The sequence below is a fragment of the Cryobacterium mannosilyticum genome (assembly GCF_004402705.1).
Classification (GTDB): Bacteria; Actinomycetota; Actinomycetes; order Actinomycetales; family Microbacteriaceae; genus Cryobacterium; species Cryobacterium mannosilyticum.
The window spans coordinates 25,726-51,828 of the sequence record NZ_SOFM01000024.1; the positions used below are offsets into that span (position 1 = coordinate 25,726).

28 protein-coding genes and 2 tRNA genes are annotated in these 26,103 nt (G+C 65.3%); 20 read left to right on the forward strand and 10 right to left on the reverse strand.

Annotated features, from left to right (window positions below; all coding sequences use genetic code 11):
* Positions 1-21: 21 nt before the first annotated feature.
* From dnaG to E3O32_RS08885, 9 genes are all read left to right on the forward strand, one after another.
* Positions 22-1,905 (forward strand): DNA primase, encoded by a 1,884-nt coding sequence (gene dnaG / locus E3O32_RS08845; protein WP_134508668.1) that lies wholly within the window; start codon positions 22-24, stop codon positions 1,903-1,905.
* A gap of 179 nt (positions 1,906-2,084) precedes the next feature.
* Positions 2,085-3,716 carry an ABC transporter substrate-binding protein gene (locus E3O32_RS08850; protein ID WP_134508670.1) on the forward strand — a complete coding sequence of 544 codons (1,632 nt, stop codon included), beginning with the start codon at positions 2,085-2,087 and terminating at the stop codon, positions 3,714-3,716.
* A gap of 97 nt (positions 3,717-3,813) precedes the next feature.
* Positions 3,814-4,899, forward strand: a complete 1,086-nt coding sequence (locus E3O32_RS08855; protein ID WP_134508672.1) for an ABC transporter permease — start codon at positions 3,814-3,816, stop codon at positions 4,897-4,899.
* Positions 4,900-4,915: 16 nt separating this feature from the next.
* Positions 4,916-5,956, forward strand: a complete 1,041-nt coding sequence (locus E3O32_RS08860) for an ABC transporter permease (protein ID WP_174776498.1) — start codon at positions 4,916-4,918, stop codon at positions 5,954-5,956.
* A complete protein-coding gene (locus E3O32_RS08865) occupies positions 5,953-7,641 on the forward strand; it encodes an ABC transporter ATP-binding protein (protein ID WP_134508674.1) in 1,689 nt (562 codons plus the stop codon). The genes E3O32_RS08860 and E3O32_RS08865 overlap by 4 nt, the downstream gene beginning before the upstream one ends.
* Before the next feature lie 5 nt (positions 7,642-7,646).
* On the forward strand, positions 7,647-8,573 hold the full coding sequence (locus E3O32_RS08870) for an ATP-binding cassette domain-containing protein (RefSeq protein ID WP_134508676.1): 927 nt from the start codon (positions 7,647-7,649) through the stop codon (positions 8,571-8,573).
* 109 nt (positions 8,574-8,682) lie between these two features.
* Positions 8,683-9,591, forward strand: a complete 909-nt coding sequence (locus E3O32_RS08875; protein ID WP_420898104.1) for a D-isomer specific 2-hydroxyacid dehydrogenase family protein — start codon at positions 8,683-8,685, stop codon at positions 9,589-9,591.
* Positions 9,592-9,652: 61 nt separating this feature from the next.
* Positions 9,653-9,725 (forward strand) — tRNA-Asn (locus E3O32_RS08880).
* A 79-nt stretch (positions 9,726-9,804) separates the two neighbouring features.
* Positions 9,805-10,668, forward strand: coding sequence for a sensor histidine kinase (locus tag E3O32_RS08885; protein WP_134508678.1), 864 nt, complete (start codon positions 9,805-9,807; stop codon positions 10,666-10,668).
* Between the two features lie 26 nt (positions 10,669-10,694).
* Here E3O32_RS08885 and def read toward each other — a convergent pair whose 3' ends face one another.
* Positions 10,695-11,261 (reverse strand): peptide deformylase, encoded by a 567-nt coding sequence (def, locus tag E3O32_RS08890; protein ID WP_134508680.1) that lies wholly within the window; start codon positions 11,259-11,261, stop codon positions 10,695-10,697.
* A 40-nt stretch (positions 11,262-11,301) separates the two neighbouring features.
* On the opposite strand from def, the gene E3O32_RS08895 reads away from it, so the two are divergent.
* The 6 genes from E3O32_RS08895 (at position 11,302) to E3O32_RS17245 (ending at position 16,149) form a co-directional block, all read left to right on the forward strand.
* Positions 11,302-12,216: a DMT family transporter gene (locus tag E3O32_RS08895; protein ID WP_134508682.1), complete on the forward strand. Its 915-nt coding sequence runs from the start codon at positions 11,302-11,304 to the stop codon at positions 12,214-12,216.
* A 197-nt stretch (positions 12,217-12,413) separates the two neighbouring features.
* Positions 12,414-13,670: a glycosyltransferase gene (locus E3O32_RS08900; RefSeq protein ID WP_241982360.1), complete on the forward strand. Its 1,257-nt coding sequence runs from the start codon at positions 12,414-12,416 to the stop codon at positions 13,668-13,670.
* Positions 13,671-13,681: 11 nt separating this feature from the next.
* A tRNA-Ile gene (locus tag E3O32_RS08905) sits at positions 13,682-13,755 on the forward strand.
* Between the two features lie 171 nt (positions 13,756-13,926).
* Entirely contained in the window at positions 13,927-14,163 is a 237-nt protein-coding gene (locus E3O32_RS08910; protein ID WP_134508686.1) for a helix-turn-helix transcriptional regulator, read from the forward strand.
* On the forward strand, positions 14,163-15,431 hold the full coding sequence (locus E3O32_RS08915) for a tyrosine-type recombinase/integrase (RefSeq protein ID WP_134508688.1): 1,269 nt from the start codon (positions 14,163-14,165) through the stop codon (positions 15,429-15,431). Before E3O32_RS08910 ends, E3O32_RS08915 begins: the two co-directional genes overlap by 1 nt.
* 577 nt (positions 15,432-16,008) lie before the next feature.
* Positions 16,009-16,149 carry a hypothetical protein gene (locus tag E3O32_RS17245; protein ID WP_166790806.1) on the forward strand — a complete coding sequence of 47 codons (141 nt, stop codon included), beginning with the start codon at positions 16,009-16,011 and terminating at the stop codon, positions 16,147-16,149.
* On the opposite strand, the gene E3O32_RS08920 is transcribed toward E3O32_RS17245, so the two are convergent.
* Positions 16,150-16,455, reverse strand: coding sequence for a hypothetical protein (locus E3O32_RS08920; protein WP_134508690.1), 306 nt, complete (start codon positions 16,453-16,455; stop codon positions 16,150-16,152).
* Between the two features lie 146 nt (positions 16,456-16,601).
* On the opposite strand from E3O32_RS08920, the gene E3O32_RS08925 reads away from it, so the two are divergent.
* Positions 16,602-17,027, forward strand: coding sequence for a hypothetical protein (locus E3O32_RS08925; protein WP_134508692.1), 426 nt, complete (start codon positions 16,602-16,604; stop codon positions 17,025-17,027).
* Positions 17,028-17,184: 157 nt separating this feature from the next.
* Here the strand turns inward: E3O32_RS08925 and E3O32_RS08930 are convergent, their stop codons facing one another.
* The 4 genes from E3O32_RS08930 to E3O32_RS08945 form a co-directional block, all read right to left on the reverse strand.
* Complete coding sequence (locus E3O32_RS08930; RefSeq protein WP_134508694.1) at positions 17,185-17,547, reverse strand: GntR family transcriptional regulator; 363 nt, start codon at positions 17,545-17,547, stop codon at positions 17,185-17,187.
* Complete coding sequence (locus tag E3O32_RS08935; protein WP_134508696.1) at positions 17,544-18,185, reverse strand: hypothetical protein; 642 nt, start codon at positions 18,183-18,185, stop codon at positions 17,544-17,546. Before E3O32_RS08935 ends, E3O32_RS08930 begins: the two co-directional genes overlap by 4 nt.
* A 594-nt stretch (positions 18,186-18,779) precedes the next feature.
* Positions 18,780-19,292 (reverse strand): hypothetical protein, encoded by a 513-nt coding sequence (locus tag E3O32_RS08940; protein ID WP_134508698.1) that lies wholly within the window; start codon positions 19,290-19,292, stop codon positions 18,780-18,782.
* A gap of 200 nt (positions 19,293-19,492) precedes the next feature.
* Entirely contained in the window at positions 19,493-20,662 is a 1,170-nt protein-coding gene (locus E3O32_RS08945) for an epoxide hydrolase family protein (protein ID WP_134508700.1), read from the reverse strand.
* A 63-nt stretch (positions 20,663-20,725) separates the two neighbouring features.
* Here E3O32_RS08945 and E3O32_RS08950 point away from each other — a divergent pair, with 63 nt between their 5' ends.
* Positions 20,726-21,724 carry a helix-turn-helix transcriptional regulator gene (locus E3O32_RS08950; RefSeq protein ID WP_166790807.1) on the forward strand — a complete coding sequence of 333 codons (999 nt, stop codon included), beginning with the start codon at positions 20,726-20,728 and terminating at the stop codon, positions 21,722-21,724.
* Between the two features lie 74 nt (positions 21,725-21,798).
* Positions 21,799-22,443: a 2'-5' RNA ligase family protein gene (locus tag E3O32_RS08955; RefSeq protein ID WP_166790808.1), complete on the forward strand. Its 645-nt coding sequence runs from the start codon at positions 21,799-21,801 to the stop codon at positions 22,441-22,443.
* A 105-nt stretch (positions 22,444-22,548) separates the two neighbouring features.
* Here E3O32_RS08955 and E3O32_RS08960 read toward each other — a convergent pair whose 3' ends face one another.
* Both E3O32_RS08960 and E3O32_RS08965 read right to left on the reverse strand, forming a co-directional pair.
* Positions 22,549-23,040, reverse strand: a complete 492-nt coding sequence (locus E3O32_RS08960; RefSeq protein ID WP_134508706.1) for a GNAT family N-acetyltransferase — start codon at positions 23,038-23,040, stop codon at positions 22,549-22,551.
* Between the two features lie 74 nt (positions 23,041-23,114).
* On the reverse strand, positions 23,115-23,726 hold the full coding sequence (locus E3O32_RS08965) for a bleomycin resistance protein (protein ID WP_198413009.1): 612 nt from the start codon (positions 23,724-23,726) through the stop codon (positions 23,115-23,117).
* 36 nt (positions 23,727-23,762) lie between these two features.
* On the opposite strand from E3O32_RS08965, the gene E3O32_RS08970 reads away from it, so the two are divergent.
* Positions 23,763-24,368 carry a GNAT family N-acetyltransferase gene (locus E3O32_RS08970; RefSeq protein WP_134508708.1) on the forward strand — a complete coding sequence of 202 codons (606 nt, stop codon included), beginning with the start codon at positions 23,763-23,765 and terminating at the stop codon, positions 24,366-24,368.
* Positions 24,369-24,612: 244 nt separating this feature from the next.
* Positions 24,613-25,083, forward strand: coding sequence for a GNAT family N-acetyltransferase (locus E3O32_RS08975; protein ID WP_134508710.1), 471 nt, complete (start codon positions 24,613-24,615; stop codon positions 25,081-25,083).
* A 126-nt stretch (positions 25,084-25,209) separates the two neighbouring features.
* Here E3O32_RS08975 and E3O32_RS08980 read toward each other — a convergent pair whose 3' ends face one another.
* Positions 25,210-25,557: a type II toxin-antitoxin system PemK/MazF family toxin gene (locus E3O32_RS08980; protein ID WP_134508712.1), complete on the reverse strand. Its 348-nt coding sequence runs from the start codon at positions 25,555-25,557 to the stop codon at positions 25,210-25,212.
* Entirely contained in the window at positions 25,544-25,774 is a 231-nt protein-coding gene (locus tag E3O32_RS08985; RefSeq protein WP_134508714.1) for a ribbon-helix-helix domain-containing protein, read from the reverse strand. The genes E3O32_RS08980 and E3O32_RS08985 overlap by 14 nt, the downstream gene beginning before the upstream one ends.
* Positions 25,775-26,103 lie beyond the last annotated feature (329 nt).

Consider the following 26,103-nt stretch of genomic DNA (forward strand, 5'->3'; position numbering starts at 1 on the left):
GGGCAGGACTAGCATTCAGCTATGGCTGGCCTGATTCGACAAAACGACATCGAAGAGGTCAAGGCCCGCACGAACATCGCGGACATCGTCGGCGACTACGTCACCCTGAAGTCGGCCGGAGTCGGCTCGATGAAGGGCCTGTGCCCCTTCCACGACGAGCGCAGCCCGAGCTTCCACGTGCGCCCCCAGGTCGGTTTCTACCACTGCTTCGGCTGCGGCGAGAGCGGCGACGTGTACTCGTTCCTGCAGAAGATGGACCACGTCTCCTTCAGCGAGGCCGTCGAGCGACTCGCCGCCCGGGTCGGGATCGAACTGCACTACGAGGGCGGCGGCGACGCCCCCGACCACACCAACCGGTCTCGCCTCTACGCGGCCAACCAGGCGGCCGCCGAATTCTTCGTCGAACGCCTCGGCAGCGCCGGCGCCCTCGTCGGCCGCAACTTCCTCGGCGAACGCGGCTTCGACTCCCAGGCCGCGGCCCTCTTCGGCGTCGGATTCGCGCCCAAGAGCTGGGACGAACTGACCAACCATCTCCGCGGCAAGGGCTACACGACCGAGGAACTGACCCTGGCCGGACTGGTCTCCAGCCGTGAGGGGTCCACCGGGGTGTACGACCGTTTCCGCGGTCGGCTCGTCTGGCCGATCCGCGACATCACCGGGCAGACCATCGGCTTCGGCGCGCGCAAGCTGCTCGAGGACGACAAAGGCCCGAAGTACCTCAACACGCCGGAGACACCGATCTACCACAAGGCCCAGGTGCTCTACGGCCTCGACCTCGCCAAGCGCGACATCTCGCGCAACCACCAGGTCGTCGTGGTCGAGGGCTACACCGACGTGATGGCCTGCCATCTCGCCGGCGTGACCACCGCGGTCGCCACCTGCGGCACCTCCTTCGGGGTCGATCACATCAAGGTGCTGCGCCGCGTCCTCGGTGATGACAGCGGCGTCGGCGAGGTCGTCTTCACCTTCGACCCGGATGCCGCGGGCCAGAAGGCCGCGATGCGCGCCTTCAGCGAGGAGCAGCGCTTCTCCGCCCAAACGTTCGTCGCCGTCGCCCCCGAGGGCCTGGACCCGTGCGACCTGCGCCTGCACCGCGGCGACGACGCGGTGCGCCGACTCGTCGACTCGAAGAAGCCGATGTTCGAGTTCATGATCCGGCAGTTGCTCGGCCAGTACAACCTCGACACCGTCGAAGGGAGGGTCGGGGCGTTGCGCCAGGCCGCTCCGCTCGTCGCCGACATCCGCGACCCGGCCCTCCGCCCCGGCTACACGCACGAACTGGCTCGCATGCTCGGCATGGAGCTTGGCGAGGTTGCCAGGGCCGTCTCGACGTCGCTGTCGCGCACCCGCTCCGCCGGCGCCGGAAACTCGGCGGGGCAGAGCCACGACGGTGCACGCCGCGACGGCACGGACGAGGCGCCGCGCGAGCAACCGTTCTCGATGACCAACCTGTCCACGGACCCGGTCACCCGGCTGGAACGGGACGGGCTGATGGCCATGCTCCAGCGCCCCGTCCTGGTCGGCGCGGACCTGATCCAGCGCGCGGTGCTGACCAGTTTCGCCCAGCCCTCACTCGCGGTCGTGCGGGATGCGATCGCGGCCAACCTCGAACACCACGACGCCCCCGACTGGCTGGACCGGATCGTGGCGGACGTGCCGCCACCGCTGGAGAACCTGGTCAAGGAGCTGGCCATGGCCCCGCTGCCCGAGCGCAGCGAACGGGAGATCAGCCGCTACGTCCGAGACATCACGGTCGCCCTCGTCGACAAGGACTTGCTCCGCCAGAAGGCTGAACTTCTCGGTCGGCTGCAGCGAGCGGATGCCGCCAACCGCGAGGTCTACGTGGCGCTCCAGCGTGAACTGGTACGGGTCGAGGCCGAACGGCGCAACCTCCGCGAGGACTAGGCACCGCCTTCCGCCGGGGCCTCCCGAGGGCCTCCGCGCTACATTGCAGCTCGGTAAAGATGCCCCGTCGTTGCCGGACGAACCTAGCATTCTGTGCTATTTCTTTCCTTACAGCTATGCCGGGTGACGCGATTGTCGGCGCCCGTGCCTGGATTTTACAGAGGAAGAGGCTCACGGATATGGCATTCTCATCCACTCCCCGCGCTCGAGGGCTCAGCGCCGCAGCAGTAGTCGCTGTCGCCGCGCTGGCCATGACGGGTTGCTCCGCAGGTGGAACCACCGGCGGGACGACCGGCGGCGCGATCACGATAGGCACGACCGACAAGATCACCACGCTTGACCCGGCCGGTTCGTACGACAACGGTTCCTTCGCCGTGCAGAACCAGGTCTTCCCGTTCCTGATGAACACCCCGTACGGCAGCCCGGATGTCCAGCCGGACATCGCGACCAAGGCCGAGTTCACCGCGCCGACCGAGTACACGGTCACCCTCAAGAAGGGCCTCAAGTTCGCCAACGGCAACGACCTGACGAGCTCGGACGTGAAGTTCAGCTTCGACCGCCAGCTCAAGATCGCCGATGACAACGGCCCCTCGTCGCTGCTGTACAACCTCGACAGCACCGAGGCCAAGAACCCGACCACCGTCGTCTTCCGCCTCAAGGCCGCTGACGACCAGATCTTCCCGCAGATCCTGACCAGCCCCGCCGGCCCGATCGTCGACGAGGAATCCTTCTCGGCCACCGCGATCACGCCGGACAACGACATCGTCAAGGCCAAGGCGTTCGCGGGCCAGTACGTGCTGACCAGCTACGACTTCAACAACCTGCTCTCCTACAAGGCGAACAAGGACTACCAGGGTCTCCTGGGCGCGGCCAAGACCGACGTCGTCAACGTCAAGTACTACTCCGACTCCTCGAACCTGAAGCTCGATGTGCAGGAAGGCAACATCGACGTCGCGTTCCGCAGCCTCTCGGCAACCGACATCGACGACCTCCGCGGCAACAAGAAGGTCAAGGTCGTCGACGGCCCCGGCGGCGAGATCCGCTACATCGTCTTCAACTTCGACACCCAGCCGTACGGGGCGAAGACCCCGGAGGCCGACCCGGCGAAGGCCCTCGCGGTTCGCGCCGCAGTGGCCGACGTCGTCGACCGCGCCGAGATCGCCGACCAGGTCTACAAGGGCACCTACACGCCGCTGTACTCCTACGTTCCGGACGGACTCACCGGCGCCACCGAGTCCCTCAAGGGGCTCTACGGAGACGGGTCGGGCAAACCGGATGTCGCCAAGGCGAAGGCGTCGCTCGCCGCCGCCGGCGTCACGACCCCGATCACCCTCAACCTGCAGTACAACACCGACCACTACGGCCCCGGTTCGAGCGACGAGTATGCGCTGATCAAGGACCAGCTGGACGCATCCGGCCTGTTCACAGTCAACCTGCAGTCGACCGAGTACGTGCAGTATGTCAAGGACCGCACCGCCGACGTCTACCCCGCCTACCAGCTCGGCTGGTTCCCGGACTACTCCGACGCTGACAACTACCTGACGCCGTTCTTCCTCACGGAGAACTTCATCAAGAACCACTACAGCGACCCTGAGGTCAACGACCTGATCCTCAAGCAGGCCGTCACCGTCGACCCGACTGCGCGCACCGCCGTGATCAAGGAGATCCAGGACAAGGTCGCGGCGCAACTGCCGACCGTGCCGCTCCTCCAGGGTGCCCAGGTGGCCGTCACCGGAACGAACGTGACCGGAACCCAGACGACGCTGGACGCGTCGTTCAAGTTCCGTTACGCCGCACTGGCGAAAGGTTAGTCCGTCAAACGGCTAGAGTTTCTCTAATTTGAAATCCGGGGGCATCCAGCAGCTCGATCGCTGGGTGCCCCCGACCCTTTCCAAGCGTTAGGCAGGCATGACAACTGTGGCAGCGCGCCCACCGGCCCAAAAAGCCGCTCGGCGCAAACGGACTTCCTCGGGTGGGGGGATCGGGCGGTACATCCTCATCCGCTTCACGCTCATCTTCCCCACCATCTTCATCCTCGTGTCGATGGTGTTCTGGCTGATGCGAGCCACCGGTGACCCGATCACGGCCGCCCTCGGCGGTCGCCTCGGTCCGGAGCAGCTCGCCGAGCGCATCCAGGCGGCCGGCTACGACCGGCCCATCCTGGTGCAGTATTTCGAGTACCTCGGGAACATCTTCACCGGCAACTTCGGCACCACGATCAGCACCAACAAGCCCGTCACCGAGGTGCTCCTCACCTACGGCGTCGCCACCGCCGAACTGGTCTTCTACTCGCTCATCGTCGCGTTCATCGTCGGCATCCCGCTCGGCCTCGTCGCCGCGTACTGGCGGGACAAGGCGCCCGACGCGTTCCTGCGGATCTTCGCGATCCTCTGCTATGCCACCCCGGTGTTCTTCTCGGCGTTGCTCTTCAAGCTCGTCTTCTCGGTCTGGCTCAAGGTCCTCCCGGTCGCCGGGCGCGCGTCGACCGGCTCTGAGCTGCAGATGCAGTTCCTGCCCGGAAAGACGGGCATCTACACCATCGACGCCCTCCAGACCGGCGACCCCCAGATCCTCCTGGACGTGGTGTCGCATGCGGTCCTCCCCGCGCTCGCGCTCGGACTGCTCACCGCCGGCGTCTTCCTCCGCCTCGTCCGCACGAACGTCATCGGCACCCTCGGCGCCGACTACGTCGACTCCGGACGCTCGCGCGGCGTCAGCGAATACCGGCTGGTCACCAAGCACGCGTACCGGCCGGCCCTGATCCCGATCATCACCGTGATCGGACTCCAGATCGCGCTGCTGCTCAGCGGCGCGGTCCTGACCGAGACCGTCTTCGAGTGGAAGGGCCTGGGCTTCGAGCTCGCCCAATTCCTCACCGCCCGCGACTTCGTCGCCGTGCAGGGCATCGTCGCCCTGCTCGCCGTGATCGTGGCCCTGTCCAACTTCGTCGTCGACATCATCGCCGCGCTCATCGACCCGAGAGTGAGGTACTGACATGACTGGTAGTGGCATGACCGATACCGAAATGATCGCCACGTCCACCGCGTCGGGCTCGAGCAAACACGGCCTGTGGAGTCGGCTGCCCGTCGTGCACCAGCTCCGCCAAAGCGTCGGGCTGCAACGCGGGATGCTCGTCGTCGGCCTCGTCATCACCGGGATCTTCATCCTCACCGCCATCCTCGCGCCCCTGGTCTCGCCGTTCGGCTACAGCCAGCTCCGCGACGCGAGCGGCGCTTTCGGCGCCCAGAAGCCCCCGGGCGGTTCGCACCTGCTCGGCACCACCGTCGGCGGCTACGACGTGCTGTCCCGGGTCATCTGGGGTGCCCAGACGGCGCTGATCGTCATCGTCATCGCCGTGATCCTCTCCATCTTCGCCGGGGTCATGCTCGGCCTGGTCTCCGGGTACTTCGGCGGCTGGCTCGACCGCGTGTTCGTCGTCGTCTTCGACGCCGTCTACGCGTTCCCGTCGCTGCTGCTGGCCATCGTGATGTCGATCGTGATCTCCGGGGGCCGGTCGAACCTGATCGGCGGTGTCCTCGCCGCGGCCATCTCCATCACCACCGTGTTCATCCCGCAGTACTTCCGGGTGATCCGGGCGGAGACGGTGCGGATCAAGGCGGAGGCCTACGTCGAGTCGGCTCGCGTGCTCGGGGCCAGCAACGCCCGGATCATGTTCCGCCACGTGCTCCGCAACGCCACCCGCACACTCCCGCTCATCTTCACGCTCAACGCCTCCGAGGCGATCCTGACCCTCGCCGGCCTGGGCTTCCTCGGCTTCGGCATCGAACCGTCCGCCGCCGCCGAGTGGGGCTACGACCTCAACAAGGCGGTGTCGGATGTCTCGAGCGGCATCTGGTGGACGGCACTCTTCCCCGGCCTCGCCATCGTGCTGGCCGTCCTCGGCATGACCCTCGTCGGTGAGAGCCTCAACGACCTGGCCGATCCCCGATTGCGCGGCCGTCGATCGGTGGCGAAGGCGTCCGGGCTGGTGGCCGAGACATCGGTCGTGCCCGGCGGCAGCCTGAAAGACGAATTCGAGGTTCCCCAGTGAGCGACGTCCTGACCATCACCGACCTGGGCATCTCCTTCTCCACGGATGCGGGTGCCGTGCGGGCCGTCGACGGCGTAAGCCTGCGGGTGGCCCCCGGTGAGGTCCTCGCCATCGTCGGCGAGAGCGGCAGTGGCAAGACCGTGACCGCCAAGACCATCCTCGGCCTGCTCCCGGAGACTGCGACCGCCTCCGGCGTGGTGCTGCTCAGCAGCAAGGACGGCTCGAGCGAGCACGACATCCTCTCCATCGGCAAGCGCAAACTGCGCCAGGTGCGCGGCACCGACGTGTCGATGGTCTTCCAGGAGCCGTCGACCGCGCTCAACCCGGTCTACACGGTCGGCTGGCAGATCGCCGAGGGCATCCGGGCGCACGGGCAGTTCAGCCGCAAGGAGGCCAAGGCCAAGGCGATCGAGATCCTCGGCCGGGTCGGGATCCCCGACCCGGAGACCCGGGTCAACTACTTCCCGCACCAGTTCTCCGGCGGCCAGAAGCAACGCGTCGTGATCGCCATGGCCCTCGTGCTCGACCCCGGCCTGATCGTCGCCGACGAGCCGACCACCGCCCTGGACGTGACCGTGCAAGCCGAGATCCTCGACCTGCTCCGGCGCTGCCGCGACGAGTTCGGCACCGCCATCGTGCTGATCACCCACAACATGGGCGTCGTTGCCGACCTCGCCGACCGGGTGGCCGTGATGTACCAGGGCAAGGTGGTCGAGGAGGCCGACGCGCAAACGCTCTTCTCGTCGCCGCAGAACGACTACACCAAGCGCCTCCTCGCCGCAGTGCCGCACGTCGGCCAGGGAATCGCGCACGCCGCGGTGCGCGCGGAGGCCAGGGAGCCGGCCTGGCTGGAACTCCCGCCGGTCGTCGTGGCCGACAACCTCACCATCGAATACCCCGGCCGGTTCGGCCGGGCCGGCTTCACCGCCGTGGACGGCGTGAGCTTCGTCATCCGCCCGGGAGAGGTTCTCGGCCTCGTCGGCGAGAGCGGATCGGGCAAGACGACGACGGGCCGGGCCATCGCCGGCCTGACCCGGGTGACCGGCGGCTCGCTCACGGTGCTCGGGCACGAAATGCACGGGTTCAAGGAACGCGAGTTCAAGAAGCTCCGCAGCGACATCGGCTTCGTGTTCCAGGACCCGGCGTCGAGCTTCAACCCGTTGCTCACGATCGCCGAATGCGTGGCGGAGCCGCTGGTGGTGCACGGGCGGGCCCAGAACCCGGCCGGGGCGCGCACCCGCGTGAACGAGCTGCTCGAGGCCGTTCAGCTGCCCCGGGCCTACGGCGACCGCTACCCGCACGAGCTCAGCGGTGGGCAACGCCAGCGGGCCAGCCTGGCCAGGGCGCTGGCGCTCGAACCGAGCCTGCTCATCGCCGATGAGCCCACCTCGGCCCTCGACGTGTCGGTCCAGGCGAGGGTGCTCGAACTGTTCGCCGAGCTGCAGGAGGAATTCGGTTTCGCCGCCCTGTTCATCAGCCACGACCTTGCCGTCGTCGACATCCTCGCGGACCGGATCGCGGTGCTGTACAAGGGCAAGCTGGTCGAAGAGGGTACCGGCGCCGAGGTCCTGGGGGCGCCGAAGGACCCGTACACGCAGCGACTGCTTGCCTCGCTTCCGGTTCCCGACCCGGCAGAACAAGCCGACCGACGGGAGAAGCTTCGCCGGCTGCGTGCGGCAGGATAGAACGCATGACTCGCGGCGCCAAACCGATTTTCCCGATCTCGACCAGCGATCTCACGGTCGAGTATCCGCCGCACGGAGTGAGCCCGGCCCATGTCGCTGTGCACGGGCTCACTCTGCAGATCAAGCCGGGCGAGGTGCTCGGGCTGCTCGGGGAGAGCGGTTCGGGCAAGAGCACCCTCGCCAGCGTTTTGTCCGGTGCTGCGTTCGCTCCGGGGCTCGGCAGCGCCCGGCCGATCATCACGGGGGGAGAGGCGACGGTGCTCGGCTTCCGGATGCGCCGGATCGGCCGCCGCAAGCTCGCCCGCCTCACCTTCGGGGTCGGCCTGCTCGAACAGAACGCGGCCGACACGCTCCCGCCGACGATGACGGTGGCGGAGATCGTGGCGGAGCCCGTGCTGGAGCGCGACCGGCGCTACAACCGCAAGGCGCTCGACGCGCGCGTGGCGACGATGGTGGACGCCGTGCGGCTCCCGCTGGCGGTGCTGCCTCGCTACCCCTACGAACTGAGCAACGGGCAACGCCAGCGGGTCGCCCTCGCCCGTGCCCTCGTCTTCGGACCAGCCCTGCTGATAGCGGACGAGCCGACCGCCGGGGTCGACGTGACGGTGCGCGACGCGGTGGTCGACCTGATCGGCGAACTCCAGCGTGAACGGTCATTTTCTGCGCTCGTGATCAGCTCGGACCTCACCGTGCTGCGCCGGGTGGCGAACCGGATCGGCGTGCTGTACCAGGGGGTGCTCGTCGGCCTCGGAACCATCGACGAGGTCTTCGAGGACCCGTGGCATCCGTATGTGGCGGGGCTGGCCGCGGCGCTGACCGGGCCGGAGGCAGACGACGAACTGGACAATGAGGCGAGCGACGGTCCGGGCGAGGACGCGGACGCCGATCCGGACGACCACGACCGAGGCGACGACCGTGCCGACGAATCCTGACCGCCGCGTCGCGGACGACACCGAGCCTGCCGCGCAGCACCGGGCCGTGCTCGCCGACGAGGTGACGCCCATTCCCGAGGGGATGCGCCCGGCCCGCGGTCCGATCGCCGTGCTGCCACGGCCCGCAGAGGTCTTCACAGCGGCCGTCCGCGCCGCCCAGGGCGAGGTGGCGGAGCTGTCGCCCGCGACCCGGGGACTGATCTGGCTCTCCTACGCCCAGGCCGACCTGCTCGGGGCCACCCTGGCCGCCAACCCGCAAATCCAGTGGGTGCAGCTGCCCTGGGCCGGCGTCGACGCGTTCAGCGCCATCCTGGCCGCGCAGGCCCGTCCGGACCTGCTCTGGACCAGCGCCAAGGGCGCCTACGCCCAGCCGGTGGCCGAACATGCGCTCGCCCTCGCACTGGCCCTGCTCCGCGTTCTGCCCACGCGGGCCAGGGCCTCAAGCTGGTCCACCGTGCCGGAGGGTCGCTCGCTGTACGGCCGTTCCGTGGTCATCATCGGCGCCGGGGGGATCGCACTGGAACTCATCCGGCTGCTGGAGCCGTTCGGGGCCCGCATCACCGTGGTGCGCCGCAGCAGCCGGCCGGTGCCCGGAGCGGACCGCACCGTGTCGACGGATGCCCTGTCCGAGGTTCTGCCCGAGGCCGACCTGGTCATCGTCGCCGCAGCGCTGACAGAGGCCACCCGGCACCTGATCGGGGCGGTAGAGCTCGCGCTGATGCGTCCGGAGGCGAACCTGGTCAACATCGCACGGGGGCCGCTGGTCGACACGGACGCGCTGGTGGCGGCCCTGGCCGCCGGCTCCATCGCCGGCGCGGCCCTGGACGTGACCGACCCGGAGCCGCTGCCCGACGGGCATCCGCTGTGGAGCGAACCGCGGTGCCTGATCACACCGCACTCGGCAGACACGCCCGAGATGACGGCGCCCCTCCTTGCTGAACGCATCCGGTTGAATGTGAGAGCGTTCCTTGGCGATGGGCGGTTCGTCGGCGTCGTCGACGCCCGGATCGGGTACTGAACCCAGGCCCCGATTTGGCAGATGCCGAACTTTTGATAAAGTAACAGAGTTGTTCAAGCATTCCTCGATAGCTCAATTGGCAGAGCAGCGCACTGTTAATGCGCAGGTTCTTGGTTCGAGTCCAAGTCGGGGAGCTAAAGGCCACCTAGGGCTCCACCCCGGGTGGCCTTTTTTGCACCCGGGGCACTAGCCGCCGCAGGAAAGGCGTAGTCCATGGATTTCTGGTTGATCGCGAGCATCGTGCTGGCAGTCCTCTCCGTGCTGTTGCTCGTGCTGTGGCTGCGAGCGCGGCGAGTCGCCGTCAACCAGTCCGCGGCCGAGCAGCTGCGGATCGACCTCGAGCTGAGCCTCGCTGAGCAGCAGGGCCGACTCGGCATCATCCGCGAGCTCCAGGACATCGCGGTGCTGGCCGTCTCCCGGTTGGTCACCGGGGCCGAGGCGGCCAGGTACACGGCCGAGACAGACCCGTCCAGCGCGGTGCGGGCCGCCACTGCCCTCGCCGAGGACGGGCGCGGCGCCCTCGCGGACATGCGCCGGGTGCTCACCATCGTGCGCGAGGGCGAATCCGTCGCCACCGCGCAGCCGGGCCTCCAGTCGGCCAGGGACCTCTTCCGGGTTATGCGCGATGCCGGCCTCGTCGTGGGTTTCACCGAGGCGGGCGAGCGGTTCCCGCTCAAGCCAGGCGCTGAGCTGGCCATCTTCCGGATTCTCCAGAGCGCGCTGGCCAACTCCCTCAAGCACGGCGGCCCGGGTACGGAAGCGAAGATCACCTTCACCTGGACCCGGGACGGCCTGCAGCTGCAGGTCGACGACGACGGCATTCGTGCCGGCGCCCGGCGTTCAAGCGCCGATGCGGGGGAGTTCGCCGCCCGCACCAGTTACACGATCGACGACGACCTCAAGGCGCTCAGTGAGAGCATCAGCGGTGCGGGGATCACCCAGATGCGGGAACGGGCCGAGTTGTTCGGCGGTGTCTTCAAAGCCGGCACCGTGCCCGGCGTCGGATTCTCCGTGTCCGCGATCTTCCCGTCGCTGCGTTTCCACAACGGTGTGCACGGCGTCGACCTCTCCCGCTGAGCGGGAGGTGGCCGTGTCCCGGTGGCTCAGTCCTCGAGGTTGTCGACCCCGGGGACCCAGCTGAGGTCGGGGATGCCCCAGCCGCGTTTGCGGGTGACCTTGTTGGCGATCTTCGCGTAGAAATGCTCGAGACGGTCCACGTAGAGCGTGCCGTCGAGGTGGTCGTATTCGTGCTGGAAGATCCGGGCCAGCCAGCCCTCGGCATGGATCTCGAACGGCTCCTGGTCCAGGTCGACCGCGCGCAGGATCGCCGACGGGGAGCGCAGGAGGGGGAAACGTTCGCCCGGGTAGGACAGGCAGCCTTCGACGTCCTCGTCCTCGTCCGCTTCACCGGCCGGGACCGGGGTGATCCACAGTTCAGGGTTGATAGCCACACCACGCCATGACCGGTCGTCATCGTCGAGGTAGCTGTAGGTGAAGAGGCGCAGCGGCACGCCGACCTGGGGCGCGGCGAGGCCGACGCCGGGGGCGGCATCCATTGTCTCGTACATGTCCTGTACCAGGACGCGCAGGTCATCGTCGAATTCTTCGACGGATGCTGCGGGGGAGTGGAGAACGGGATCTCCGGAAATAACAATTGCTCGCACGGCCATTCAGCAAGGATAACGGGCTGGTTCTCGATAGGGTCATTGAGTGACCCTCGACCTGACTGACTTGGCTGTGGACCTCACGATCGATCCCCGCCAGGCCATCGGAATCCCGCTCGCCCTGGTCGGCGCGGTCTTCCTCTCCCTCGGGGCGCAGTTTCAGCACCGCGGGGTGACCAAGGTCGAGGCCAGGACCGTGGAGGTCACCGGCGGGCTCAACCCGCGCCAGCTCGCCCTCCTGCTGGGCCGGCCCTCCTGGGTGTTCGGCACGCTGATGCTCGGCCTGGCCATCCTCTTCCAGTTGTCCAGCCTCAACTTCGCGCCGATCATCGTGGTCCAGCCTCTCGGCGCGGTGGCCCTCGTGATCACCTCGATCCTCAACGCGCGCGTCTCCGGCGTGAAGGTCAACCGGGCGTCCAAGATCGCCATCGGCATGTGCGTGGGCGGGGTCGGACTTTTCGTCACTGTCGCCGCGTTCACCGCCGTCGACAAGCCGGTCACGGATGCGAACCTCGTCACGATCCTGATCATGCTGGGCGGTGTCCTGCTCGTGTTCGGGGGCCTCTTCGGCTTTCTGCGCACCCGCTTCCCGGCGATCCTGTACATCATCGGCGCCGGAGTTCTCTATGGATTCGTCGCGACCCTCGCGAAGGTGATCATCAACCGCACCCAGAACGGCAACTTCGAGTGGCTGACGCTGACCTGCGTGGCCGGGCTGCTGCTCGGCGCGACCCTCGGGGCCTACTTCGTGCAGAACGCATACGCGTCCGGTCCGCCCGACCTGGTGATCGCCGGCCTGACCGTGATCGACCCGCTGATCGCGGTCGGCATCGGAATCGTCGTGCTCGGCGAGGTGGCGCAGGCGCCGGCCTGGGCGGCCGTGGCCTTCATCGTCGCCGGTGCCATCGCGATCTACGGCGTCTTCCTGCTCGCCCGCTACCACCCGCAGGCCGCGGGATAGCATCCGCCGGCACCCTCGTTCCGCTTGTGCGATGCCCCTCCGCGGCTCCGCGCAGTGACGCGCCGGTGCCGGGAATGGCTGTAGTCACGACGGTTTAGAATAGGGTGCTAGAAGACCTCGTCGGTGTGCGCGCCGATGAATCCTTGATTTCTTGCCGGATGACGACCTCCGGCTCACTTACGTTGGGACAATTCCACTTGTCAGATTCGACCGATTTGCCGAGCGACGCCTCCCGTGTCGAGCCGGCAACGAAGAAGCCGATTCGGGTTCTCATCGCCGCGGACACTTTTGCCCCTGACGTCAACGGTGCGGCACGCTTCGCCGAGCGGCTCGCCGCCGGCCTGGTCGCGCGCGGCCACGAGGTGCAGATCATGGCACCCGCGCCGTCCCGCAAGCACGGCACCTGGACCGAATTCCACGAAGGCCAGCCGATGGTCGTGCACCGCCTGAAGAGCTGGCGCTGGTACCCGCACGACTGGCTGCGCTTCGCCCTGCCGTGGCTGATCCACGCGGAAAGCCGCCGCATCCTCGACACGTTCAAACCGGATGTCGTGCACTTCCAGTCCCACATCAACGTGGGCCGCGGCGTCACCATCGAAGCCGCCAAGCGCGGGATCCGCATCATCGGCACGAATCACTTCATGCCGGAGAACATGCTCGAATTCACCCTGCTGCCCAAGTGGCTGCACGAGGGCATGGTCAGGGGCGCCTGGAAGGCCGCACGCCGCACCTTCGGCCGCGCCGAAGCCGTGACCACGCCGACCGTGCGTGCCGCCGAGTTCCTCGAGCGCTACACCGGGCTTGAGGGCGTCCACGCGATTTCGTGCGGCATCGACGCGCACAACTACGCGCCAAGCTTCGAACCGCGCACCGAGAACCGAATCCTCTTCGTCGGACGCGTCACCGGGGAGAAGCAGATCGATGTGCTCCTGCACGCCGTGACCCTGCTGTCACCCGACCTGGACGTCAAGGTCGAGATCGTCGGCGGCGGCGACCAGAAACGCAATCTCGAGCACCTGGCCCAGACGCTCGGCATCCGCAACCGGGTCACCTTCACCGGGTATGTGACCGACGAGGAGCTGCGCGCCGCGTATACGCGATCGACGGTCTTCGCGATGCCGTCCATTGCGGAGTTGCAGAGCATCGCCACGATGGAGGCCATGGCCTCCGGGCTTCCTGTGGTCGCCGCGAACGCGATGGCCCTGCCGCACCTCGTGCACGACGGTCAGAACGGGTACCTCTTCGAGCCGGGCAGCGCCAAGGACATGGCCGCCAAGCTCACCCAGGTGCTCACCGCGGCTCCCGACGAACTCGCCGCGCTCAAGCGCGAGTCGCTGAAACTGATCGGTGTGCACGACATCAACCGCACCCTGAACACTTTCGAGTGCCTGTATCGTGGGGAACCCGTGGTTGACACGATCACCTCCGAGGCTGCCGCACACTCCCCGGAGTAACCGCGGTTTTTGGGGCGGTAGCTCAGCTGGTTAGAGCAGCGGACTCATAATCCGTCGGTCCCGGGTTCAAGTCCCGGCCGCCCTACTTTAATTAATATCTGATCAGGGTTTCTTGTCCTCACTGAAAGGGCAAGACTTGATGCCTACATGGTTTATCCATGGTTTATTCGAAAGTGACCGCCTGATACCGGCGCTCGTAGAGAAGGTGCACGACTAGGTTCGATTGAGCTGGAGTGGCCTCGAATGCCTACTTGTCATGGATACTGAACGACTCTTCGGGCTCGGGTTAGAGCCTGTACTGACGACAAGCGTACTCGCCGAGTATCTCGGCGTGCAGGTGCAGGCCATCTATGACCTGCGTACCGACGGGCGCGGTCCCTCCGGCATTCGAGTTGGACGGGAGATCCGCTATCGAGTCTCCGACGTGCGCCGATGGCTGGACGGCCTCCACGAGCCTGAATCGTCCCTGAGTGGCCGCGGGGGTGAGCGTTGATGGCCGGGCGGCCACGACTTCCAATCAGCACGTTCGGTGCCATCAAGACGACCAAGGTCGGTCCAGACCGGTACCGGGCAACGACTGTCTTCCGCGACTGGGACGGGCAGTCGCGGCAAGTGGGTGTGACCCGTTCGAGTCGTAACGCGGCGCAGTCAGCGTTGAAAGTCGAATTGGCCGGGCGCATGCGTGCTGGTGGGGTCGGTGACGCGCTGAATGCGGGCTCGCCGTTCCCGATGCTGGCCGACGCCTGGCTTGAGGACGTGATGCTCGACGTGGACCGTTCCCAAGGGACCAAAGACACCCATAAGCGGGAGTTGCGCGTGCTCGTCCTGCCTTTCTTCGAGCACTTCACCATTCGCGAAGTGACCGTCGGCCGCATTGAGCTGTTCCTGATGAAGCAGCGTGGGAAGTCCTACACGCGAGCCAAACACTCCCGCACGATCCTCAGCATGATCTTGGCTTTCGCGGTGCGGCGGGAGATCATCGCACGCAATCCGGTGAAGGAGACCTCGCGGATGAAGAAGCCTCCTCACACCCCCAGGGCGCTCACGACGGAGCAGGTACGCACGGGGGAGGGCACGATGGGGCCACGATCCGACGGGCAGGTGCGGGACATCATCGAGGTAATGCTCGGCACAGCAACACGCATCGGGGAGGCGCTCGCGCTGCGGCAATGCGACGTGGATATCGATGCCGATCCGCCGCGAGTGACCATCAGCGGCACGCTCGTCGTGCACAACGGCACCGGTGTGCTCCGTCAGGCGCATCCCAAGACCCACGAGTCGAACCGCGTCATTGCCGTGCCTCAATTCGCGGCCGACGTGATCCGCCAACGCCTGGCGCTTATCGATCCGGACGACGCGGAACACCTACTGTTCTACTCACGGAATGGCACACCGCTCACGCCGCACAACGTCAGACGCACGTTCCGGGGGATCCTCCGGAACGCCGGCCTCAAGGACATGGAAATCACCCCACACTCCTTTCGCCGTACCGGCGCGACGCTCCTCGCCAACGAACTCGGCATACAGGCAGCGGCCGACATGCTCGGACACACCTCGACGTCGACGACGAAGGCGCACTACGCCGAGCCCGATCGCACGGTGAAGTCGGAACCGGCGTCGATGCTGCAGCGGCTGGCGCCACCGTCGGAGGGAGACCCCCAGACTCTAAGGACGCCCCACTCGGAGGCCGGTGACCCGTTGGTCGGCCCGGCGTCGGGCAAGGCAGGTGCCAAACGGAGGCTCCCTGACCGACAAGACTGATACGGCGCATACCGGACTCGGCCACACGCTGCTCTGTCCTCCTCTGCACCGCCGACCGTGGTCTGTCTCAGTTAGGGAACCCTGAACGGGCATTGGCGACCGATATCGGAGGTGAGCGGTGTCACGGCCCAACAGAGGCGCCGATGGTTCAATTGCGCTTCGCCTCTGCGCGCTGCAAACTGAAATTCGCGAGTGGGAGTTGCGCTCTGCACGGCGACAGTGAGATCAGGCACCGTCTGCTGTGTGACAATTTGCTCCGTGCTGTTCGGACACTAGTAGTGTCGACGGTAATCGACCTGGGGGGAACCAGATGAATCGCTGTTTCACAAGCTTTTTCGCGGTAGCTGCGTCACTGTTGCTCTTGACGGGCTGTTCCGCCTTCGCCGCTCCGGGACCGGATGACACGGGCACCTCAACAGTCAGTCAGCCGGATTTCCCGAATGGGTTCAAGGACCGCGGAGACGGGGTCGCAACTCGTTTCGTTGACGAGGAACACTGCGGGCGAGGCAGATGCAGCCAAATTGAGATCTACGCTTACGGATCTTGCCCCAGCGGCGTGTACGTCAGAGCAGACACCATGGATGAGTCGGGCGCCGTCGTCGGATTCACCAACGGCATCACCGGCTCACTCGCCGAAGGCGACAAAGCCATTGCCACCTTGCCGATCCACGAAGATGCCGCGACGGACGTGAAGATCACCAAAGTCAACTGCCACTGATCAGGACAAGCTGAACGCGAGGACCGCACTGAGTACTGTGGTCAGCGCCATCGTGCAACACCCGAAAAGGACCAGCCCGCCGCGGTTTCTGGCTCTGCGCGCGGCGATCACGCCGACCACGAGGGCCACCGCCATGATCACGGGGATCGCGCCCAAGCTCCATTCCGCTTGAACAACGTAGTTCGGACTCGGACGCGGCGGCTCGATGGGAGCCATCGCAAACCGGATACCCGCTACCCACCACAGCACAGCAGCCAAGAGCGCGGCCACCGTCAGGAGCGTGCCCGAGGAAACGACCCGTGTCATCCAGCCCCCTCATCGTCCTTGCCCCGACCCGAGGTCCAGGCGGTCGCCTCCAACGTAGCCGGGGACTAATTGCCGTCCAACCACCCATCACCTGTCGATGCCCAATCGTTGCCCACCGGGCGGAAGGGTGCACCTAAGGTTCAAACATGGGGCGCCGATGGTGGAACGGGATCGCGGTGCTCGGCCTGCTGGGGGCCGTCTCTACAACCCTCACAGGTTGCATCGTTGCCTGCCCGGCGATTGGCTACATCAACACCTCCCCAACCCTGTTCGAGTTCACCGGACCTTTGCCCATCGGCGCCAAGGTGTCAGCGTGCTACGGCGACGCCTGCGACCCGGCCGTCGTACAGGCAAACGACGATGGCATATGGGAGGTCCCCCAGGAAGTTCCGTATCTGGCCGACGCGAGCCCGATCGGAGGCACGCGACTGCGCGTTGTCGTTGAGTCCGGCGAGCAGAACATCATCGACAACGTATTCGACATTCCTATGTCGGTGGAACGCACGGGGTTCCTGTGGCAATGTCCCGGACCAGTGCACTTCGAACGACTCCGAATCTCGATCGCCGACTAAGTTCGGCTACCCACGACCAGTGCCGAGTCCGGTGACCGACCCAGTCCACCGGAAGAAACGCCACTGGCCTGCCCGCAAGCCGGACCGTCACGGACACAGATTCCGCCGCCGGGCCATCCGGTCGCCGGGGGGACGATTCGGGTCTCATTTGGGAACGTCATGCGAGCAGGTGCGTCGCCTCTGTTCGCCAGACTGCGCGGAGGATTGCGATGGTGTCTTCGAGGGTGACGAGTGCGCCTTCGCTTGCTTCCGCGAGTGCGCGGGCGTGCTCGATGACCGCCTGTGGCGCCCGGGATGCGCCAGGGGCCACGCGGGTGCCGGCGGCGGTGCGGGTGACGATGAGTCCGTCGCGTTCCAAAGATTTGTAGGCCTTTGCGGCTGTGGCCTGTGCGACGCTGAAATCTCGAGCGGTTTGTCGGACGGTTGGCAGGCGTTCGCCGTCACCGAGTTGTCCGGAGCGGATCGCTCCGCGGAAGAGCGCATCGATTTCATCCGCAGAGCTTGGCGTGGTCCCGGTCATCGCCGTGGTCCGTTGGTCGAGACTTCATGCTCCGGTGTTGCGAGGCGTGAGCGTCGTGTCGCGAGTGCGGCTCGGGCGGTGTCGACTGCAAGTCGGAGGAGGAACGCGACTCCGCCGGCCTGGAGTGCATAGCCCAGGAGGTTCATAGGGCGGGCGATTGCGTCGTAGCCGCCGGCTACGAGAATGCGCGGGTAGGACGCATTGTCGGATACCCACTGCTCGTCTAATCCGACCAGAGCTTGCCCGGAGGAACCGGTGTGCATCCACACGGCTCCGAGCGTTGTGATGAGTCCACCGAGCAGGATGAACGTGAACAGTCGAGCGGTTAGTTCTCGTTCCGAGCGCACGCTGGAGGCGGTCGATCGGGCGAACACGGGCCGGTTGGCGTCCGTGTGCAGCACGGCGAAAAAGACGGTGCAGGCCAGTGCCAGCGCGACGAGAGTGGCGAGATGGTTCGGCCATCCTGCTCCGGACAGGTACCCATAGCCGCTGTTGAAGCTCATGTAGATCGGGAGGTTGGTGTAGTCGGGAACGTTTCCGAAAAACGGTCCGTCTGCAGGCGCCGTCCTGGCGATCGCAATCTGCCACGCTGCCGTCAGTGCGAGCAACGTCGCGGTGATTCCGGAGATCCAGAGCAAGGTGCGAGACGCAAACGCATGCCACGGGCGGCGGGGAACAATTGAACGCTCTCCCGGCGCGGGAAGTGGCATCCGTCGAAGCGCTACGGCCGCCGCAGCCACCACGAGTGTCGCCGCGAATAGCGGAGCCGGCCTGCGCCACCAACCGTCATACCCGGATGCGTCATAGGTCGACACGGCGATCGCGCTGACTGCCGTCGCTACGACAACCACGAGCAATGAACCCGCCACTCCCGCCCAGGTGAGAGTTGCCGTGCGCCGCCCGGTTTGGGGGAGTGAAACCATGCGCCGGGGTCGAACCCACGACAGAGCGAAGAGGACCAGGCCGAAGGTGATGGCCACTTCCAGAGGTAGTAGATCTTGAACGGCGTGCACGAATAGAAAGAGGAAGTTCATCTAGGCCCCCAGAAGATCGAATCCCTCGCGAGCATCGCGAGCGTTGTGCTGTAAAAGTAGCACAAGATTGTGCTATCGAAACAGTGCAAGTAAGCGCGGGGGAATTCGTCCCCGATCGGCGAACCGTGAACGGACTTCGACGACGCGTCGAAAATGCGGAGCGATAGGAGTGATGGCTCGACGCGGTGGCGGGAACGGTTAGCGGTTCTTGATGCTGCTCAATCTGAATTGAATGATCCGCTCGACGTCGTCATAATCCGCGAGTTTCAAGACTTTGATCTCCACGTCATACCCGTCAATGATCCCTGTTGCCGAGCAGGCCGTGTACGCCCCGGTGAGCCCGGCCGGAAGCGGCGAAGTCTCGCAGTCACCTTCAACATTCGCACCGCCAAGCGCTTCATCGCTGATCCGTTGTACATCGGCGGGAGTCACGTGCTGTTCAGTCCGGTAGGCGCGCCACATGCTGTCGCAAGGCACCGTGTAGCGAATGCAGAAGGGTCCGCCAGCCACGTTGTGGCCATCCTCGCTCCAGCTCGGATCGGGACGCATTTTGTCCGCGATGGCCACCATCGGTGCCGTGGCGATGTTGAACGCGACTTCCATTACGACGAATGGGGATGCCAGCACGACCAACGCAATGAGGGCGCCCGTCAGCCATTTCCGAAGCCGACTCCTCTTGCTCGGCTGGGAGCTATCCACGGGGAAGCCCATGTTCTTCTCCGTCTCTGCGTGAAGTTGCCTCGCAAGTTGAATCGTCGAAGAGTGTTCAACGTGTCGGGTGCAAAGCTATCGGTGCTCCCGCACCTCCGGGCACTCCCTCGTTTGGGGATATCGTTCGGGAGGCCGAGTACAGGAACCCTCTACATGACGCCCTATCGGTTAGTTGGGCTGCAGAAGTAGAGAGCCTGAGGCTAGTCCTTCTCCTTCAGTTGGTGCAGGAAGCCGCGGAGGTCATTGATGAGAAGTTCGGGCTCTTCGAGGGCGGCGAAGTGGCCGCCGTGATCTTCGAAGTCGTTCCATCGAACGATCGTATTCGCTTGGATGGATTGTGAGCGGATGCCGACGTCGTGCGCGAACTGGATAGCTGCGGTCGGCACTCCAGAGTTTGCTGGCGTGGCGCCCCAGGAATTTTGGGCGTAGCCGACGTAAGCGGACGAGCCGCCGCTGGCGGTGAACCAGTACAGCGAGGCGTTCGCCAGGATCCACTCGCGCCCGAGGATCTCATCAGGCAGGGTCTCGAGTGGCCAGGTCCAGGAACGGAACTTGTCGAGCATCCAGGCCAACTGGGCAACAGGCGAGTCGGCAAGGGCGACGCCGACGAGGCCCGGCCGGGTGGACTGGATGGAAATGTAGCCATACTCCTCGTTCATGAACCTGCGAACGCGCGCCATTCGGTCCTGATCGAGGGGGCTCATCGCGGCGCGGTCGTCCTCACTGATATCGCCGGAGAAGCCCAGCGCTCCGTTGATGTGCACGCCGATCACGCGTTTAGGGGCGACGCGGGCGATTTCCGGGGAGATGACGGCGCCGAGGTCGCCGCCCTGCACCAAGAAGCGCCCGTAGCCGATGCGGTCCATCAGCTCGACCCATGCCGCAGCGATGTGCGCGGTGGTCCAGCCTGCGCTGTTGAGCGGAGTGGAGAAGCCGAAGCCGGGCAGCGAGGGGATGATCAGATGCACGGCATCTGCCCTGTCTCCGCCGTAGGCCTCCGGGTCAGTGAGCGGTCCGATGAGGTGCAGGAACTCAAGGAACGATCCGGGCCAGCCATGGGTGAGGAGCACCGGCGTCGCATCCGGCACGGCAGAGCGAACATGGGCGAAGTGGATCCGCTGACCGTCGATGACCGTCATGAACTGCGGGACCTCGTTCAGACGCGCCTCGAAGGCCCGCCAATCGAAATCCTCGGCCCAGTCGGTGACCAGATCCTGGAGGTAGCCGCTGGGGATTCCCGTGTCCCAATCGTTTCCAGGCAGCGGGGCAGGTATCCGAGTCGTACGAAGGCGGGAGGTGAGGTCGTCGATGTCTGCCTGCGGGATGTCGACGCGGAAGGAAGTGATCGTGCTGTCGTGTGTGGTGTCCATGAGCGCACTCTCGCAGGCAAGGCGGACAGGTCTTGTCCTGCTATTTACGGGATGATGGTTTCTATGTGGGATACGCCCGGGCGGCTGCTGCGACTACTGGCGCTCCTGCAGCGGCGGCGCGACTGGAACGCGGAGCAACTCGCCGAAGAGCTTGACGTGACGCCACGCACCGTGCGGCGGGACATCGGCAGGCTGCGGGAGCTCGGCTACCCTGTCACGACCGTGCTGGGTGCCGGCGGCGGCTATCAGCTCGAGGCCGGGGCAACACTGCCGCCCCTCATGTTCGACACCGACGAAGCCATCGCCGTGATGGTCTCCCTCCGGGACATGGTCGCCAACACCGCCGCCGGTACCGCCGAGGGCGCCTTGAGCGCGTTCGTCAAACTGCACCGGGTCATGCCACCCCGGTTGCAGCCCGTCGTCGAGGCGTTCCTGGCTCACACCAGCAGCCTCGACCTGGGGACAGCAATCGGTCCATCGGCTGGACCGGTCAACATCACCACGCTCGTGCTCCTCGCGCGCGCCTGCCGCGACCGCCGACAACTCCTGTGCCGATACCGCCGCTACTCGGGCGAGATCGGAAACCGGCAACTCGAACCGCTACACCTCGTGCATACGATGGGCCACTGGTACCTCCTCGCCTACAGTCTCGAGTCCTCTGGATGGCGCACATTCCGCGTCGACCGGCTCAGCGAAACGCAGATCACGAACAAGCCCAGCTACCCGCGGCAACCGCCAGCCGAGGACCTGCACGAGTATGTGACAGCGCAACTAGCGGCCGGATGGCGGCAGGTCACAGGAACCGTGCGCGTGCACGCTCCGCGCGCACAGGTTGACGCCTGGATCAGACCGGCCTGGGGAACGGTCACCGAGGAGACCGCTAATACGTGCATTGTGAACGCGGGTGCCGACAGCTACCAGGCAATGGCCAGATGGCTGCTACTCATCGGCGCCCGCCTCACCATCCTGGAGCCAGCCGAGCTCCGCACCGCATTCACGGACCTGGCAGCCGAAATCGCCCGCATCGCCGACGACAACCCCGCCGAGGAACGTGCCATCTGACGAACCGTCAGCGCATTCAGGCCGATCTGTTGCATACGCTGTCACTCGGGACTGATGTTTGGGGAAGGACCGTCATGCCGGCCGAGGCCAGGGAAGGCGCAATCGATCTACGAGACCATTGGTGGTGGCGCTCCGGCTGGGAGAGAGGGACTCGCTACTACACCTGGCATCTCACCTTTGAACATGAGCCCGCGCTGCAGCGGCTCGTCCTCGACTATCAAGAAGTCCTGAGCGGCTTCTCGTTTCTGGACCCTGTCCCGATCGAATGGCTGCATCTAACCCTCGTCGGGGTAGGGAATGCAACGGCTGTCAATGATCTGCAAGTGCGCACGGTCATTGATCAGGTTCGAGGCGAGATCGCTGGGGGGCCACCGATCTCACTCACCTTCCAGAAACCAGTTGTTCTGCGGGAGGCGGTCTCGCTCATCGTCGAACCGACCGAATCCCTTTCGAGGCTGAGGAAAACGCTCCGCCGCGCAGTGACTGGCTCCTTGGGAGCAGCGGCTCCACCTGAGGATGCCCGCTTTCCATTTGTCCCACACGTGACGATGGCCTACGTCAACGCTGACGCGGACGGACGGGGAGTCATACGTGCTCTGGAGCACAAGCCGGAGCGGGTCGCGGCCCGGGTCTCGCCGGTTCTCGCACTCATTGAGCTCCACCGTGACAACCGGCAATACGAGTGGCGAACCTTGGAGGAGATCCCGCTAGCGGATTAGAGGACATTGAGCTTCTGGGGCCCCACAGCGTGCCGTCGCGCAGCCGAACGTTAACCGGGCACCATCAACCAGCCAAGTCCTTCGCTGGGCGTCAGGAATCGGACGTCAGGCCAGTTCCTTCCGGAACCAGTGGTTAGCGTATGGGTCGGTATTGTGCGCTTCCCCTTCGATGTAGCCAAGGGACGCGTACAGGCTTCGCGCTTCGACGAGGTCCGTTCGTGTGTCCAACCGCAACGCATGGAGTCCGAATTCGAAGGATTTGCGTTCTAGTTCCTTCATGAGAAGGCGTCCCACGCCCCTACCCCGTGCCGCAGGTTCCACGAAGACTCTGGTCACCTCGCCGATGTCGCCGGGCCGTACCCGCATTCCTGCACAGCCGAGAACGGTGGCTCCTTGGCGGGCCAGCAGAAGGATGCCCAGTGGTGCGACCAGGTCATCACTGGGGTATCCGGCCTGGGCGTCCAGGGTCTCCTGTCGAGAGGCGGGTCGCCCGTAGTAGCGACTCACAAGCTCCTCGTAGTACCGACGTGACACGTCCTGGGCTTCAGCAGACGTCGGTGATGTCGCGGAGACAAGGATCGGCATCGTTGGAGTCATGCGATCCACAGTAGTTCTCGAGACACCCGACCAAGCGTGAGCTTGCTCCTACAGAGCGGCGTCAGGCTGCAGGGTTAAAGGGTGCCGGCCCCGGTAGGCCTGCGGCCCAGAGATGCTTGGAATCGGATCAAGTATCCATCCGGGTCCTGAACCAGGAACTGGGCTACGCCGGCCTCGGTCGTGCCAGTCCGGTACCACTTCGTCTCCGGTTCCATGAAAAGGGTCCAGCTCGCGGCGTCGAGAGCACTCAGCAGCGGTTGTATCGACGCCACAGTGATCTGGAAGTTGATCCCGCGGCCGAGAGGCGGTTCCAGAGGGGCAGGTATCCAGTTCCGTCCCGATCCTCTTTGTTCGAGCATGATGTGCGCCGTGCCGCTGGTGATGTAGGCAAACCCCTCGTCGGGGCGGTCGTAGAGCACCTCGAATCCGCACAGACGGCACCAGAAATCCAGGCTCGCCTCGAGAGAGGTGATCAGTAGCTCCGGGACCAGGCCGGGACCCGGCGTGCTGTCCGCGTCTGGCACGACTTCGGTTTGAAGCGAGACCTCTACCTCAGCGGACGTGGTCGATGCCGCAGGGACAAGGATCGGCGTTGGCATCATTCGGTCCACCTTACGCTCCGACCCACTGAGCGGATGTGTCGCGGCTTGATCCTCAAAACCGCCCGTGATCAGCGCCTCATTCAAGCTCAAAGAGTTTCCGAGGTGCCATAGCGTCAAAACATGGATCTCTCAGTATCGTGCACGCTCACAGGTCCGCTCGTGACCCTTGAACCGCTCTCGCTGGATCATGTGGGTGATTTGTGTGTGGCCGCGGACGAGGGTGAACTCTGGCGCGCTTGGTACACCGCGGTACCGCACCCCGAGTCGATGGCGGGAGAGATTGCCCGCCGGCTCCGTCTTCACGCACAGGGACTTGTCCTGCCCTGGGCCACCCGGCTTACATCAACAGGACGGATAGTCGGCATGACGACCTTCATGAATCCGAACGTCGATGCCCCGCGAGTGGAGATTGGATCGACCTGGCTGGCCAGAAGCGCTCAGGGCACCGGGGCGAATCGCGAGGCCAAGCTTTTGCAGCTGGGCTACGCCTTCGACGACTTGCACTGCATCGCGGTGGAATTTCGCACTCACTGGCACAACCGCATATCGAGAAAGGCGATAGCAGCATTGGGCGCGAAACAGGACGGAGTGCTACGCAGCCACTCCGTCGGACCAGACGGCGCGCTTCGGGACACCGTCGTATTCTCAAATATTCAGAGTGAGTGGCCGGCCGTTCGGGTTGGTCTCCGACACTCCCTGGCAACGGGCGGATTCTCCGCAGAATAGTTGCGCGATGGCAGAGACAGCCTCACGGGCTCAGATTCGTCTCCATCCCCGGACGATCCCCGGCACTCATTCTGCGAGAAGGGGGGAGCGGCTGCTGATGGCGTCCAGGGTTCGCAAGGGAACGCTAAGAGTGACAGATCTAGGCCAGGGCCTCATCCAATAGTTCATGCCCTCCGGCCCGTCCCCGCTCTGCTCTCGGAATCCGTCGGTGCAACTCGACGGCTCGGCCTGGAAGAATTGAGAGGTGACCGTAACCCTTCAGCGAATCTTGGCCAGCGAGTTCCCGACATGGATTGAGCAAAGCTGCGCGGAGTACGTCGGCGATTTACTTGCCCAGGGTCGATCACACGAGGAAGCTCGGCGCATAGCGGTCGAGAGCATGGCTCGTTCATTCCCGAAGAGTACTCAGAGCCCCGGCAATGAGGTCTTTCACGTTATGAACGAGGTTGGCACGGCAGTGGGATATCTGTGGATCGGGCAGGATGTCACCACCGATCCGGGGGCGTGGTGGGTCTGGGACGTTTTCATCAACGCTGACCAGCGTGGCCAGGGTCATGGGAGAACAACGATGCTGCTCGGCGAGGAATATGCACGCTCACACGGTGCGCGCTCTCTCGGCCTCAGCGTCTTCGGATTCAACACCGGTGCCAGGGGACTTTACGATTCCCTCGGCTACGAGACAACCTCGGTGAAGATGCTCAAGAAGCTCGAATGAGCCTTCTCTTCGCTATCGCTGGTTGGCGTCACCGCAGGGCGGCGCCGAGATGGATGCCCGTAGGTGGAACCCTCAGCGGGCACGCCAAAGTCCGGTAGCGGATCCCGCCGCGGAGCGGTGGGGTCGCTACAGCTGCAGGTGAAGACGTAATGCGTCGTCAAGTTGTTCCATGACATCCGCAGGGGCACGCCCGAGGATCGCGCCCAGCCGCTCGACGGCGATCGAGCGCACCTGCTCGGCCTGGGCCTTGGAGTCCTGAGGTAGCCCGGTCGCGCCGGCGGGCAACAGCGCCTGAAAAGGGAAGATCCGGTCAGTGTTGCTGGTGACGGGCACGACGGTGACCACTCCGCGGCCCAGCCGCGCCGCGATCGAATTCGCGCGATCGTTGCTGACGATTACGGCCGGACGTCGTTTGTCGGCCTCGCTCCCTCGCACCGGATCGAGATCCACGAGCCGGATCTCACCGCGCAGCATCGGCAATCCCGTCAGCCGCGGTCACGCTCCACACCGCGAGGTCACCCGAGGCTTCCCACTCGCTCCAGGCCGCCTCGTAATTCTGCTCCAGATCGGGAAGCCGCAGCATGCGCACGGCGTGGTGCACTGCGGCCGACCTAGACGAGAGGCCGGCAGCGCGAGCATATTCATCGAGGACAGCAACATCCTCGTCTGGCAGACTAACACTGATTTTCATACCATAATACTACCGCGGTACTACCAAAACGGCGATAGGTGTTCCAGGTTGCTGTCGTCATGGCGCCACACGGCTATCAAGCCAAGTTCTTGCTATCCCAGAGCGGGCACAGGGCCTGCTGCCGATGCGGGCTGACAGGAGGAAGGTGAACACCATGGACGCGGACGAGATCGTTCAGGAGGAGGAGCCTGGTCCAGTTGCCGCGGTCACGCGGTACCGCTGGCGAGCCTTGCCGGCACCCGCCTGGTCATGTCTCTAGTCGACGAGGTGCACGTCCCGGTTGGGATGGTCTGGGAAGACCTCCAGCGCCCTCGACCTTGTTGCAGTAC